This window comes from Yoonia sp. KMU-150 (assembly GCF_056858355.1).
The window spans coordinates 482,748-495,965 of sequence record NZ_JBXEQF010000001.1; the positions used below are offsets into that span (position 1 = coordinate 482,748).

16 protein-coding genes and 1 riboswitch are annotated in these 13,218 nt (G+C 63.2%); of the genes, 8 read left to right on the forward strand and 8 right to left on the reverse strand.

Annotation, left to right across the window (positions count from 1 at the left end; all coding sequences use genetic code 11):
* The first annotated feature begins 407 nt into the window (after positions 1 to 407).
* From AC04PH_RS02020 to AC04PH_RS02030, 3 genes are all read left to right on the forward strand, one after another.
* Complete coding sequence (locus tag AC04PH_RS02020; RefSeq protein ID WP_483064074.1) at positions 408 to 698, forward strand: HU family DNA-binding protein; 291 nt, start codon at positions 408 to 410, stop codon at positions 696 to 698.
* Between the two features lie 70 nt (positions 699 to 768).
* Positions 769 to 1,632, forward strand: a complete 864-nt coding sequence (locus AC04PH_RS02025; protein ID WP_483064075.1) for a DMT family transporter — start codon at positions 769 to 771, stop codon at positions 1,630 to 1,632.
* Between the two features lie 60 nt (positions 1,633 to 1,692).
* Complete coding sequence (locus tag AC04PH_RS02030; RefSeq protein ID WP_483064076.1) at positions 1,693 to 2,046, forward strand: PRC-barrel domain-containing protein; 354 nt, start codon at positions 1,693 to 1,695, stop codon at positions 2,044 to 2,046.
* 1 nt (position 2,047) lies between these two features.
* Here the strand turns inward: AC04PH_RS02030 and aroC are convergent, their stop codons facing one another.
* Positions 2,048 to 3,151 (reverse strand): chorismate synthase, encoded by a 1,104-nt coding sequence (aroC, locus tag AC04PH_RS02035; protein ID WP_483064077.1) that lies wholly within the window; start codon positions 3,149 to 3,151, stop codon positions 2,048 to 2,050.
* A 167-nt stretch (positions 3,152 to 3,318) separates the two neighbouring features.
* Positions 3,319 to 3,738 carry a hypothetical protein gene (locus tag AC04PH_RS02040; protein WP_483064078.1) on the reverse strand — a complete coding sequence of 140 codons (420 nt, stop codon included), beginning with the start codon at positions 3,736 to 3,738 and terminating at the stop codon, positions 3,319 to 3,321.
* A gap of 105 nt (positions 3,739 to 3,843) precedes the next feature.
* A riboswitch (TPP riboswitch) is annotated at positions 3,844 to 3,945 on the forward strand.
* A 51-nt stretch (positions 3,946 to 3,996) separates the two neighbouring features.
* Between AC04PH_RS02040 and thiB the strand changes: the two genes are divergently transcribed.
* Genes thiB through AC04PH_RS02055 form a run of 3 tightly spaced genes read left to right on the forward strand, consistent with a single transcriptional unit; the run spans position 3,997 to position 7,173 of the window.
* Positions 3,997 to 4,983 carry a thiamine ABC transporter substrate binding subunit gene (gene thiB / locus AC04PH_RS02045; RefSeq protein ID WP_483064079.1) on the forward strand — a complete coding sequence of 329 codons (987 nt, stop codon included), beginning with the start codon at positions 3,997 to 3,999 and terminating at the stop codon, positions 4,981 to 4,983.
* Positions 4,959 to 6,485, forward strand: coding sequence for a thiamine/thiamine pyrophosphate ABC transporter permease ThiP (locus tag AC04PH_RS02050; protein ID WP_483064080.1), 1,527 nt, complete (start codon positions 4,959 to 4,961; stop codon positions 6,483 to 6,485). The genes thiB and AC04PH_RS02050 overlap by 25 nt, the downstream gene beginning before the upstream one ends.
* Positions 6,472 to 7,173, forward strand: coding sequence for a thiamine ABC transporter ATP-binding protein (locus tag AC04PH_RS02055; RefSeq protein ID WP_483064081.1), 702 nt, complete (start codon positions 6,472 to 6,474; stop codon positions 7,171 to 7,173). Before AC04PH_RS02050 ends, AC04PH_RS02055 begins: the two co-directional genes overlap by 14 nt.
* A 68-nt stretch (positions 7,174 to 7,241) precedes the next feature.
* Here the strand turns inward: AC04PH_RS02055 and AC04PH_RS02060 are convergent, their stop codons facing one another.
* The 3 genes from AC04PH_RS02060 to petA are packed head-to-tail and all read right to left on the reverse strand — an operon-like array spanning position 7,242 to position 10,045.
* Positions 7,242 to 8,096 (reverse strand): cytochrome c1, encoded by an 855-nt coding sequence (locus AC04PH_RS02060; protein ID WP_483064082.1) that lies wholly within the window; start codon positions 8,094 to 8,096, stop codon positions 7,242 to 7,244.
* Positions 8,097 to 8,107: 11 nt separating this feature from the next.
* Complete coding sequence (locus AC04PH_RS02065) at positions 8,108 to 9,451, reverse strand: cytochrome b (RefSeq protein ID WP_483064083.1); 1,344 nt, start codon at positions 9,449 to 9,451, stop codon at positions 8,108 to 8,110.
* A 12-nt stretch (positions 9,452 to 9,463) separates the two neighbouring features.
* The gene (petA, locus tag AC04PH_RS02070) at positions 9,464 to 10,045 is read right to left on the reverse strand and encodes a ubiquinol-cytochrome c reductase iron-sulfur subunit (protein WP_483064084.1); all 582 of its coding nucleotides are present in this window, start codon (positions 10,043 to 10,045) and stop codon (positions 9,464 to 9,466) included.
* 166 nt (positions 10,046 to 10,211) lie between these two features.
* Here petA and AC04PH_RS02075 point away from each other — a divergent pair, with 166 nt between their 5' ends.
* Together AC04PH_RS02075 and AC04PH_RS02080 are read left to right on the forward strand one after the other, a co-directional pair.
* A complete protein-coding gene (locus AC04PH_RS02075) occupies positions 10,212 to 10,571 on the forward strand; it encodes a GFA family protein (protein ID WP_483064085.1) in 360 nt (119 codons plus the stop codon).
* 91 nt (positions 10,572 to 10,662) lie between these two features.
* A complete protein-coding gene (locus tag AC04PH_RS02080) occupies positions 10,663 to 11,310 on the forward strand; it encodes an outer membrane protein (protein ID WP_483064086.1) in 648 nt (215 codons plus the stop codon).
* Here AC04PH_RS02080 and AC04PH_RS02085 read toward each other — a convergent pair.
* From AC04PH_RS02085 to AC04PH_RS02095, 3 genes are read right to left on the reverse strand one after another with little or no spacing between them, the layout of a single operon-like run.
* Positions 11,307 to 11,909: a glutathione S-transferase gene (locus tag AC04PH_RS02085; RefSeq protein WP_483064087.1), complete on the reverse strand. Its 603-nt coding sequence runs from the start codon at positions 11,907 to 11,909 to the stop codon at positions 11,307 to 11,309. The two genes, AC04PH_RS02080 and AC04PH_RS02085, sit on opposite strands and share 4 nt — an antisense overlap.
* A gap of 11 nt (positions 11,910 to 11,920) precedes the next feature.
* On the reverse strand, positions 11,921 to 12,550 hold the full coding sequence (locus AC04PH_RS02090) for an FMN-binding negative transcriptional regulator (protein WP_483064088.1): 630 nt from the start codon (positions 12,548 to 12,550) through the stop codon (positions 11,921 to 11,923).
* Positions 12,525 to 13,190 (reverse strand): glutathione S-transferase, encoded by a 666-nt coding sequence (locus AC04PH_RS02095; RefSeq protein ID WP_483064089.1) that lies wholly within the window; start codon positions 13,188 to 13,190, stop codon positions 12,525 to 12,527. The genes AC04PH_RS02090 and AC04PH_RS02095 overlap by 26 nt, the downstream gene beginning before the upstream one ends.
* Positions 13,191 to 13,218 lie beyond the last annotated feature (28 nt).

Below are 13,218 nucleotides of genomic sequence, written 5' to 3' on the forward strand. Positions count from 1 at the left end.
TGAACAGGGCCTATCGGCAGTAGGCTGAATTTGTCACTTTAGCCTATAGAGCGACTCTAGTAGCAGTTTTTGAAGCGCATCATTACGTGCAGGAAACTTGAATAGGTCAGCATGCATTATTGTGCTGTTCGTGCGATAAGGTTTAGTGTGCTAGCAAAATTTTGCTGAAAACCCTGTTGATGGCCTTTAGTTTTCCAGTTCAAATTTCGAGTTGTGATTACGTCTCTGTCACAAATTACCCATGAGAATGGTATCATGACCATAGAATCGGCGAAAAACCTTAAAAACAGCATGTTTTTGCTTGCCTTGGATACACTAATTGTTGTGGATACCTACCATATGCCGTTTACTACGCGGGTATGAGGCCCCAAGGATTGGGCAGTGAATAAACGAGGGAGACCACAAAAATGGCAACGAAGCCGATGACGAAAGCGCAGCTTGTCACTGCACTCGCCGAAGAAACCGGCATGGACAAAAAAGGCGCAAGCAGCGCACTCGACGGGATCGTCGCGATCATCACGCGCGAAGTTTCGGGCGGCGGTGCAGTCACCCTTCCCGGTGTCGGCAAAATCTATTGCCGCGAGCGCCCGGAGCGTATGGTCCGCAACCCCGCCACGGGCGAGCAGATCAAGAAAGATGCCGACAAGGTGGTCAAGATGACCATCGCCAAGGCGCTCAAGGACAGCGTCAACGACTAGGCGTTGAACCTGTCGCAGGATTAGGAAAGGGTCGCCCCGACGGGCGGCCCTTTTTCTTTGCGAGGTGGACATGGACATCAAGGCGATCGGCATGGGGCTGGCATTCGCGCTGATGTGGTCCTCGGCCTTCACCTCCGCCCGGATCATCGTCGAATACGCGCCGCCCCTGACGGCACTCGCCCTGCGGTTCTTCGTCTCCGGCCTGATCGGCATCGGGCTGGCTTGGGCGCTGGGACAGCGGATGCAACTGACCCGCCAGCAATGGATCGGCGTGCTGGTCTTTGGTATCTGCCAGAACGCGCTCTATCTCGGCCTGAATTTCGTCGCGATGCAGACGATCCAGGCCTCGCTCGCCGCGATCATTGCCTCCGCCATGCCGTTGCTTGTGGCACTGTCCGGCTGGCTTTTATTCCGAAGACGGGTGAACCGTCTGGGGATGCTGGGCCTTGTCGCGGGGATCGCGGGCGTTGCGCTGATCATGGGCGCGCGGTTGCAGGGCGGCGTCGATGTCTTCGGCCTCGTGCTTTGCCTGATCGGCGTCTTCTCCCTGACCGCCGCGACAATGGCCGTCATGGGGGCTTCCTCCGGCGGCAACGTGCTGATGATCGTCGGTTTGCAGATGCTGGTCGGCGCGGCGTTCCTGACCGGTCCGGCCCTGGCGCTGGAAACCTGGGACGTCACCTGGAACGCGCAACTGATCGCCGCTTTCGCCTATACGACCCTCGTGCCCGGTCTGCTGGCCACGTGGGTCTGGTTCATGCTGGTGCGGCGGATCGGCGCGGTGAAGGCTTCCACCTTCCACTTCCTCAACCCGTTTCTGGGCGTCGCCGTCGCCGCGGCGATCCTGTCGGAACGGATCGGCCCGCTTGATATTCTGGGCGTCGCGATCATCGCGGGCGGCATTCTGGCGGTACAGCTGTCCAAGCAGCTTTAGCGAACCAATACCGCAGGTTGCGCGTTGATCCCTCATAGTCCCAAGCGAATGGAGGACAACATGCTCACTGATACAAATCACGACCTGATCGAATCCACCCGCATCAACGGCACCAAGGTTTTCGCCGCGAACGGCGAGGAGGCGGGCGAGATCGACCACCTTCTGATCGACAAGGTCAGCGGCAATGTTGCATATGCCGTTATGACTTTCGGCGGTTTCATGGGGGTTGGTGAAGACGAACACCTGATCCCGTGGTCCGCGCTGCATTACGACAAGGACTCGGGCGGTTACCGCACTGACATCACGAGGGAGCGGTTGCAGAACGCGCCGGAACGCCGCGAGGATTGGGCCAGCGACCGGGAATGGGAGAAGAACGTTTTCGCCCACTACGGAGCTGCGCACTACTGGATGTAGATCAGCCGATCCCGCCGCGGACGCCGCCGGTCTGGCCACGATCCAGCAACAGATGATCGAGGATCACACAGGCCATCATCGCCTCGCCCACCGGCACGGCGCGGATGCCGACGCAGGGATCGTGGCGACCTTTGGTGATCACTTCCGTCGCTGTGCCATCCATACGGATGGATTTGCGCGGCGATAGGATGGACGACGTCGGTTTCACCGCGAAACGCACGACGATGTCCTGCCCGGTGCTGATCCCGCCCAAGATTCCGCCCGCGTGGTTGGATGAATATTCCGGCCCATCCGGCCCCATGAAAATCTCGTCGGCATTCTCGCGCCCGGTAAGGGCGGCGGCGGCCATCCCCTCGCCGATCTCGACGCCTTTGACGGCGTTGATCGACATCATCGCAGCGGCCAGATCAGTGTCGAGCTTCGCGTAAACAGGCGCGCCGATGCCCGCTGGCACGCCGCGCGCGACTACCTCGATGATTGCGCCGACCGAGTTGTGATCGTCTTTGCGGAGCCACGCCAGATAATCGTTCCACTCGGCGGCGGCGTCAGCATCGGGGCAGAAGAAATCGTTCCGGTCGATCTGGTCCCAGTCGATCTTGGCGCGGTCGATCTGCTTGGCGCCCATCTGGGTCATGTAGCCACGGATTTGCACGCCGGGCGCAATCGCTTGGATCGCCTCGCGCGCCACACCACCCGCCGCCACCCGCGATGCGGTTTCACGGGCGGATGAGCGGCCACCGCCGCGATAATCGCGCAGGCCGTATTTCTGGTGGTACGTGATATCGGCGTGACCGGGGCGGAAGGTGTTGGCGATGTCGCCGTAATCCTTGGACCGCTGATCGGTGTTGCGGATCATCAACTGGATCGGCGTTCCGGTCGTCTGTCCCTCGAACACGCCAGACAGTATTTCGACAGCATCCGGTTCCTGTCGCTGGGTGGTGTTCTTGTTCAGACCGGGGCGGCGCTTGTCGAGCCAGCGTTGCAGCATCGCAGGCTCCAGCGGCACGCCCGGCGGGCAACCGTCGACCGTGGCGCCGAGCGCGGGGCCGTGGCTCTCACCCCAAGTTGTGAAGCGGAACAGATGGCCAAAGCTGTTGATCGACATACGCGGTATCCCTCTTTGCGGCCCCTGATAGGACAGTTTGCGCGGGTGGGAAAGCGGCGCGGTGCAGGGGGCAAAAGGTTTCGCATGCGAAACCTGTGGCCATTTTTGCGTTTGGAATCAGAAACCGGGCGGTCGGTCAGTCATTTATCAACCCATTTGTGTATCGGCTATGGGCCCGGTTGATCCATGAACCAGCGTCCGTCCCGCATCCGGCGTTGGTCGCGCGCCAGAAAGATGCGGATCAGGTTCGAGACAGCCCCGTTGCTTGCGGCATCCTCGGCGGTCAACACCTGCTCGACAACGGCTTGCGGCGCGAACAGCACAAGTGCGATATGGCGATCCGCAAGCACGTCGGTCGTCATCGGTTGCATCTGATACCGGCTGTGCAGCAGGGCGTACAGGAAAGAACGGCGCTCCGGATCCGCTTTCAGTATCTCGAATTCGGTTTCGGAGATTTCGAACCGGAACACCTTATCCACATGACCCGAGGCGACGGGGACGGCATAAATCAGTTTTTCCGTCCCGATCTCGACGACCGGCTCCCAGGATTTCTCGGCGAAGCGATAGATCGTTTCGGGTCGTGCCATGACGGTTTCGTCCTTCTGCGCCACTGGTTTCGGGAATGATTGCATGACCCGTTTCGCGGTGCCAGCCGCGACGCCCTTGCACCTGCAGGTTCGGCGCGCTACCTAACCCTTACCTCGGGGGGCCACTGATGTGGCTGAGATTGCGCAAGCTGACCCGTTGAACCTGAACCGGTTAAGACCGGCGGAGGGAAGGTTTGGCAATGACGCCGTACCCCAAATCCGCCATTTGTTTTATTTCGGGCGCATTTGGAGGATACGATGCGAAACATCACTTATCTGATGGCTGTGACGGGGATGTGCTGTGCCACGATGGCCGCGGCCCAGACCCCGAAACTGACCGTGCTGACCTACGACAGCTTCGTCACCGAGTGGGGCCCGGGCCCGGCGGTGGAAGCGGCGTTCGAAGAGGTTTGCGGTTGCGATTTGGAGTTCGTAGGCGCGGGCGACGGGGCGGCGTTGCTCGCCCGTTTGCAACTGGAAGGGCCACGGACGGAAGCAGACGTGGTGCTGGGGCTGGATACGAACCTGACCGCCGCCGCGCGCGACACCGGGCTATTTGCCCCGCATGGGGTAGAGGCCGACCTTGACCTGCCGGTCGCCTGGGACGACGCGGATTTTCTGCCTTTCGACTGGGGCTTTTTCGCCTTTGTCGCGGACGGCGATACCCCTGCGGTCGGATCGCTGCGTGAACTGGCGGACAGTGACTTGCAGATCGTCATTCAGGATCCGCGGTCATCCACACCGGGCCTGGGTCTGTTGATGTGGGTAAAGGCGGCTTACGGCGACGAGGCAGAGGCGCTCTGGTCCGATCTGGCCAACAATATCGTCACCGTTACGCCGGGCTGGTCAGAAGCCTATGGCCTGTTCTTGGAAGGCGAGGCCGATGCGGTGCTTTCCTACACCACCTCGCCCGCCTATCACCTGATTGCGGAGGAGGATGACAGCAAGACCGCCTGGGCGTTTCAGGAGGGCCATTACATGCAGGTCGAGGTTGCGGGCAAGCTGGCGGGCACGGACGTGCCGGACCTGGCGGATCAATTCATGGCCTTCGTGGTGTCGGACGCGTTTCAGGCGGTGATCCCGACGACGAACTGGATGTATCCAGCAGTCGTTCCCGAGGACGGTTTGCCCGACGGGTTCGACACGCTGATCGCACCGGAAAAGGCGCTGCTGCTGTCGCCGGAGGACGCGGCGGCGGTGCGCGATACGGCGCTGGCCGAATGGCGCGCGGCGCTGTCGCAATGATCCTGCGCGCCCCTGCATGGATTGCGGGGGCGCTGATCGCCTTTCTGACGCTTGGGACACTGGCCGCGGTGGCACTGCGCGCCGAATGGGGCGGCGGGCTGTCCGGGGCGGACTGGGCTGCGGTGCGGTTCACCGTGACGCAGGCACTGCTGTCCGCGGCACTGAGCGTCGGTCTGGCGATCCCGGTCGCGCGGGCGCTGGCGCGGCAGTCGTTTCGGGGGCGGTCGTTGCTGATCACCTTGCTGGGTGCGCCGTTCCTGTTGCCGGTGATCGTAGCGGTGCTGGGCCTGCTGGCGGTCTTTGGCCGGGGCGGATTGCTGAATGACGCGCTGGGCCTGATCGGCTTGCCGCCGGTGTCGATCTACGGGTTTCACGGGGTCGTGCTGGCGCATGTGTTCTTCAACCTGCCGCTGGCGACGCGTCTGCTGTTGCAGGGCTGGCTGGCGATTCCGGCAGAGCGGTTTCGGCTTGCTGCATCGCTGAACGCGCCGGTCGGGAGGTTGCTGGAGTGGCCGATGCTGCGAACGGTGGTGCCGGGGGCCTTACTGGTGGTGTTTCTGATCTGCCTGACCAGCTTTGCCGTGGCGCTGACGTTGGGCGGCGGGCCGCGGGCGACGACGGTGGAGCTGGCGATCTATCAGGCGGTGCGGTTCGATTTCGACCTTGGGCGCGCGGCACTGCTGGCCTGCGTGCAGTTCGGGATTTGCGCGGGGGCGGCGCTGGTGGCCTGGCGGGTGACGGCGGTAGACGGGTTCGGCGCGGGGCTGGACCGGGTCGTGCAGCGGTGGGACGGGTCGCGCGTGTTGGATTTTGTGTGGATCGGGGCGGCAGCGGTTTTCCTGATGGTGCCGCTCGCGATGATCCTGTGGCGCGGTGTGCCGGGGCTGCTGGAATTGTCACCGTCGATCCTGACGGCGGCGGTGCGGTCGGTTTGCGTCGCACTGGCCTCGGCACTGCTGACGGTGGTTCTGGCGCTGGCTCTCGCGTTGCGCGGCGGTGTGCTGGTGTCGATGATCGGGGTGTTGCCGCTGGCGGCCTCGTCACTGGTGATGGGCACGGGGCTGTTTCTGATTGTTTTTCCGTTCGTGCGACCCGCCGATCTGGCGCTGCCGGTGACGGCTGTGGTCAATGCGGCGATGGCGCTGCCTTTTGCGCTGCGGTCCATCGCGCCGGCGGTCGATGCCGTGCGGGCGGATTACGGAAGGTTGAGTGCGCATCTGGGGATCGGTGGCTGGGCGCGGTTGCGGCTGGTCGTGCTGCCGCGCATCCGCCGCCCGCTTGGGTTCGCCGCGGGCCTAGCGGCGGCGCTGTCGATGGGCGACCTTGGCGTGATCGCATTGTTCGCGGACGAGCGGAATGCGACGCTGCCGCTTGAGATGTATCGGCTGATGGGCAGCTACCGAATGGAGGCGGCGGCGGGAGCGGGGTTGCTGCTTGTCGCGCTGAGCCTGCTGCTGTTCTGGCTGTGCGACAGGGGAGGACGCGTGGATGCTGACGTTTGACAAGGTGACCTTGGCGCAGGGGGATTTCGTGCTGACCGCCGATCTGTCCATCGCGGCGGGCACCGTAACGGCGGTGATCGGCCCGTCAGGCGGAGGCAAATCCACGTTTCTATCGGCTGTGGCGGGATTTCTTGAGCCGCGGTCCGGCGCGGTGCTGTGGCAAGACAGCCGTTTGAACGGCCTGCCGCCAGGGCAGCGCCCGGTGGCGATGCTGTTTCAGGACAACAACCTGTTTCCGCATATGACGGTGGCGCAGAATATCGGGCTTGGTGTCCGGCCAGACCTTAAGCTGACCGCGACCGAGCGCGATGCGGTGGCGGCGGCGCTGGCGCAGGTTGGGTTGACCGGCTTCGCGGATCGCAAGCCCGGTGCGCTGTCCGGTGGGCAACAAAGCCGGGTGGCGCTTGCGCGTGTGCTGGTCGCGGAGCGCCCGCTTGTCCTGCTGGACGAGCCGTTTTCGGCGCTCGGCCCCGCGCTGAAACAGGAGATGCTGGGGTTGGTGCGGTCGGTCCTGATCGCGGCGGGCAAGACCGTCGTGATGGTCACGCATGACCCGCAGGACGCGCTGGACGTGGCGGATCAGGTAGTGCTGGTAGCGGGGGGCGTGGCCCATGCGCCTGTCACGACGGCAGAGACATTTGCCAATCCGCCGCCAGCCTTGCGCGCGTATCTGGGCGAGCGATCATGAGGTTCGGGCAGTCACAAAGAAAAAGGCCCGCCTGTTTGGCGGGCCTTGTCGATTGAGGGACGCGTGATCTACGCCTCGTCATCCTTGTGCTTGTGGGGTGCCCACAGACGCTTGTTCGTCAGGTAGAGCAGCACCGACAGCAAAGCGAGGAAGATCACGCCGGTCAGGCCGGCCTGTTTGCGGGCCATCATCTTGGGTTCCGCCGTCCACATCAGGAAGGCGGCGATGTCTTCCGCCTCGTGGTGCAGATCGGTGGAGTGACCGTCGGCGAATTCGACGTCATCGCCATAAAGCGGCGGTGCCATCGCGATCCAGGAGCCGGGCACGGTGTTGTGGCCGTGGTCCTTGCAGCTTTCGGGATAGCCACCGGAGGCGAATGCGGTGTTGTAATAGCCTTCGAAATCATCAGGCGCGCAGTCAGGCGGATCGGCATATCCGGTGAGCAGCGACGCGATATACTCCGCCCCGCCCATGCCCTTGAAGAGTTGCGCCAGACCGGTGCCGTAGGGGCCGTGGAAACCCGCGCGGGCCTTGGCCATCAGCGACAGGTCGGGCGCGTTGGACAGGTTCGAGCCAGGGAACTTGTCTGCCGGGGTCGCGGGGCGGAAGTCGCCTTCTCCGTCGAACAGCGCGGGGTCGAAGACCTCGTAGAATTCCGCGTAGGCGAAGACCTGATCCTCGGGCAGGCCGGGGCCGCCCTCGTCATGCAGGTTGCGAAAAGCGACATGCTCCAGCCCGTGACAGGCGGCGCAGATCTCGGTGTAGATCTGCAGGCCGCGCTGCAGCTGCATCTGGTCGAACGCACCGAAGGGCCCTTCGAACGAGAAGTCGAAATCCTCGACATGGATTTCTGACTCTGCCGTGGCGGTGCCGGCTGTGAAGGCCAGCGCCGCAGCCAGTGTGAGTTTTCGGAAAATCGTCATTCTTGTCGTCCTCACTCGGCCGGATTCACGATGGTTTTTGTGCCACCGACTTTGGGTGCGTAATGCGCGTCGAAATCTTCCTCGATCGTCGCGGGCGGCTGCATCGGCTTTTCCAGAACACCCAGCAGCGGCAGGATGATCAGGAAGTAGGCGAACCAATAGGTCGATGCGATCAGCGAAATCCAGTCATAGGGGAATTCGGCCGGGCGCGCGCCCACCCACATCAGCAGGATGAAGTCGACGACCAGCAGCGCGAACCACCATTTGAACATCGGGCGATAGCGGCCCGAGCGCACGGAGGATGTATCGAGCCAGGGCGCCAGCGCCATCACCGCGATCGCGCCGAACATCGCCAGCACGCCGAAGAACTTGGCGTCGATGATGCCGAAGCTGATGAAGTTGACCAGTTGCACGACCCAGACATCCGCGGTGAAGGCACGCAGGATCGCGTAGAATGGCAGGAAGTACCATTCGGGCACGATGTGTGCAGGCGTCGCCAGCGCGTTGGCCGGGATGTAGTTGTCGGGGTGACCCAGGTAGTTGGGCATAAAGCCGACGATGGCCATGAACACGACAAGGATGATCGCGAGTGCGAACAGGTCCTTGATCACGAAATAGGGCCAGAACGGCAATGTGTCTTTCGCGGCGTCTTCCTTGCTGGTGCGGCGCACCTCGACCCCTGTGGGGTTGTTGTTGCCGGTCGTGTGGAAGGCCCAGATATGGACAATCACAAGACCCGCGATCACGAAGGGCAGCAGATAGTGCAGCGAGAAGAAGCGGTTTAGCGCGGGCTGACCCACGGCACCGGCACCCAGCAGCCATGTCTGAATGCTTTCGCCGACGAAGGGAATCGCGCCGAACAGGCCGGTGATCACCGCCGTGCCGTGGAACGACATCTGCCCCCAGGGCAATACGTAGCCCATGAAGGCGGTGCCCATCATCAGCAGGTAGATCAACATGCCGATGATCCACGTCACCTCACGCGGGGCTTTGTAGGAACCGTAGTAAAGGCCGCGGAAAATATGGAGATACACCGCGAAGAAAAACAGCGATGCGCCGTTCATGTGGAAATAGCGGATCATGTGGCCGCCATTCACGTCGCGCATGATATGTTCGATGGATGCAAAGGCCATGTCGACGTGCGGCGTGTAGTGCATCACCAGCACGATGCCGGTGATGATCTGCAGCGCCAGCGTGAAGGTCAGCACGATGCCCCAGATCCACATCCAGTTCAGGTTTTTGGGTGTGGGGATCATCAGGGTGTCGTACAGCAGGCCGATCACCGGCAGGCGCTTTTGCATGCCTTTTTCAAATTCGGTCTTCGGTTCGTAATGGTCGTGGGGAATACCGCCCATGGGTCTGTCTCCTTAACCGAGTTGAATGGTGGTTTCGTCGATGAACTCGGCAACCGGCACGGGCAGGTTACGCGGAGCGGGGCCTTTGCGGATACGGCCGGAGGTATCGTAGTGCGAGCCGTGGCAGGGGCAGAACCAGCCGCCGAATTCACCGGCACCGTCGCCCAGCGGCACACAGCCCAGGTGGGTGCAGACACCCATCTGGACCAGCCATTGACCGGATTCGTCCAGCGCGCGGTTTTCGTCCGTCGCGGGCACTTCGCCAAGGTTGGCATTGTTGGCGTCGGCATCCGGCAGGTCGGAGACGTCCACGGCGCGGGCCTCTTCGATCTCGGCCTCGGTGCGGGAGCGGATGAATACGGGCTTGCCCTGCCACAGCACGGTGATCTGTGTACCGGGCGCGACCGCGCTGATGTCGACGCGGATCGAGGCGAGCGCCAGCACGTCGGCGGAGGGGTTCATCTGGTTGACCAGCGGCCAGACGGCGGCCCCCGTCGCGACTGCACCCGCGCCGGCGGTGGCGTAGTAGATAAAGTCGCGGCGTGTGCCCTGATGGCCATTTGCGTGTTCGTCTGCTTGTGACACGGGGTGCATCTCCGGTTTGGTGTGCGCGGGCCTTGTGCCCACGTGACATTGGCGGGCAACCTTGTGAAAGGTGCCGTCTTGCAGCGGTTTCTAGCTGTCTAAGCCGGTCGCGTCCAGCGGACAATAGGGCGCAGGGGGCGAGATTGGGGGTCCGGCGACCCCGGAAAGGTGCAAAATGATCGAAGGGTCCTGCCACTGCGGCGCGGTGACGGTGCGGTATCACGGGGTCCCGCCCCGTATTGTCGTGTGCAATTGCAGCATTTGCAGGCGTCTGGGGGTGCGCTGGGCGCACGGGCCGGAGGGTGTGATCGAGATCGTGGCAGAGCCGGATGCGACACTGGCGTATGCCTATGGCGAACAGTCGCTGGCGTTTCACACCTGCCGCACCTGCGGCTGCACGACGCACTGGATATCTTTGATCGACGCGCCGCCACGCAACGGCGCGGTGAACGTGAACCTGATGGAGGCCGCGGCGCTGGCGGACATCCGGGTGCGGCATTTCGACGGCGCCGACAGCTGGCGCTTTGTGGATTGACCGGATGCGATCCGCAGGTCGCGGCTTGAAACCATTTCGTCGGCCGATTCGTTGTTAACAATGAGAACCGTGCGATAGTTCGGAGACAGTCATGACGCTTGGCCGCATCTTATCGTTCTGCTTGGCGCTGGTCGCGCCCTGTGCAGCGACAGCGCAGGATGTCGAGTTGAGCTTCTACGGCGGCGCCCAGCAGGCCCAGCCGTCGGATATTTCGGTGCGGGGAGACCGCTTCGTGACCGGCGGCGATTTTGCGCAGGACTGGGAGGGGCGTTCGTTTGACGCGCCGATCTATTACGGGCTGCGCGCGACGGTCTGGCAGACGCCGAGCTTTGGCTACGGCGTCGATTTCACGCACAACAAGGTTTACCCGACAACGCTGCCGACCGGCTATGACCGGCTGGAGTTCACCGACGGGCTGAACACGCTGACCCTGAACGCCTATGCGAAGTGGGACACGACGTTCGCAGGCGTCACGCCCTATGTCGGGGCCGGGGTCGGCCTGTCGATCCCCTATGCCGAGGTCGAAAGCGGCGGGTCGGACACCCGCGGCTACCAGATCGCGGGCCCTGCCGCCACGCTGATCGCCGGGGCCAGCTACCCGATCACCGAGGACTGGTCCGTGTTCGGTGAATACAAAGGCACCTTTACGCGCAACTCCGTAACGCTGGAGGGCGGCGGAACGCTGGACACGGATATCACGACGAACGCCCTGAACGTCGGCGTCAGTTTCGCGTTCTAGCCGGGGATCGTGGCTTTCATGCTGTCGCGTTCGCTGAACGCGGCGTGCCATTTGTCGAGAGCGGGCCGACCGCTGCGCCACCCGCGCGCGTCATGGCGCAGGTCGATATAGGACAGTGCGCAGGCGACACCGATCTGGGAGATGTTGAGCGGGCCTGACAGGTGGCTCATCCAGCGGGATTCGATGGCGTCGAGCGCGCGGGACGCCTTGCCCCACTGCGCCTCGACCCATTCGGGTGACTGCTGGGGCTCCGGGCGCAGGCGCGCCTCGTAGGTCATGGACACGGTCGCGTCCATGATCGCGTCTGCCGTCGCTTCCAGCGTCAGGATTTCCCAAAGACGCGACTGTGGATAGAGGCCCGCCCCGGCGTGATCGTCCAAGAACCGGGTGATGACGCGGCTGTCGTAAAGGGCAGGTCCATCTGCGCGGATCAGTGCGGGGATTTTGCCCAGCGGGTTGGCGGACACGACCGCCGGATCGGTATTGAGCGGGGTGGTAGAGACCGCGACCTCTTCGACGGTATCGAGCAGATCCGCCTCGCGCAGCAGCACGCGGACCTTGCGCACGAAGGGGGAGGCGGGTGACATCAGCAGTTTCATCGGATTTTCCTTTAAGATGAGGGCGCGGGCGGGTCGCGCATCAGGCTGGCGAGCGTCTTGACGTCGGACCCGATGGCCGCCTGCGCGACCTGATCGGCGGCGGAGAGGCGGACGCCGTCCGGCTTGTTCTGGCCCAGCTTCCACGTGCCGTCGATGGCAGTGACGGCCAGGTGGCAGGGAACGATCTGGCGCATCATGCGGCCAAGCAAATCGGGTGTCATCTTGTCGGTAGTCCACGGCGTCTTTGGGGCCAGGCGGGTTTCATATCCTGCTGATTGGTGATCGAGCATCGCGCGCATTTCGTCCTGCGGCAGCTTTGTCAGTGACCCGCGCAAATGGACGGCCACGTAATTCCATGTCGGCACCTGATCGGGCACGCCGTACCAGTCGGGCGAGACATAGCTGTCCGGCCCTGTGATTGCGATGCAGGCGGCGATGGGCGCGTCGAGCAGGCGCAGGATCGGGTTGGAGCGCACGAGATGCAGATCGGCGCTCTGGCCATCCTCGGACAATGCATAGGGAATATGTGCGAGCAGCGGGCCGTCTTCGCCATTGATGCACAACACGCCGAACGCGCGGTCGCGGGCGAAGGCGATGTTGCGATCGCGGGCTGTCTTACGAAACGTCGGATTGGGGTGCATTTGGGTTATCCGGGAAAAGAACCGGCGGCTGACCGGGCTGCCATGGCGGATACTTGTGCATGACGGCGGCAAAGTCCACGCCGGTTTCGAAATCCACAAGCCAGCGGCGCAGGTGGGGCCAGTCCTGCGCGTCGAACCAGGCACGGTCGGTGTTTGCGAACTGGCGGACGAATGGGGCGATGGCGGTGTCGGCCATGCGGCGGCGGTCACCGGTAAGGAAGGCGTGGTTTTGCAGGCGCGTGTCGAGCATGCGCAGGTATCCAGCGGCTTCGGCCCTGTCGGTTGCTTCGTTCCGGTCGGGGAAGCGCACGCAGTATTTGGTGTGATCGAGTGCCGCCTTGAACGGGCCATCGTTGGTGTCGATCAATGCAACGTCTTCGGCGGTCATGTCCAGCCAGCCGTCAGGGTCGTTCTGCGCCAGCGCCCAGAGCATGATGTCGCGACTTTCCGCAATCACCCGGTCGCCGGTGTCGATGACCGGGACGGTCGCCTTGGGGCTTGTGGCGCGGAAGGCGTCGGGCTTGTCGCGCAACAGGATTTCGCGCAGTTCGACCTCTACGCCGGTGTAGCGCAGCGTCAGCCGGACGCGCATGGCGTAGGGGCAGCGGCGGAAGGTCCAGAGGATGGGCGTTTGCGGCACGTGTCGGAGCCTCCGGCGGGAGTATTTT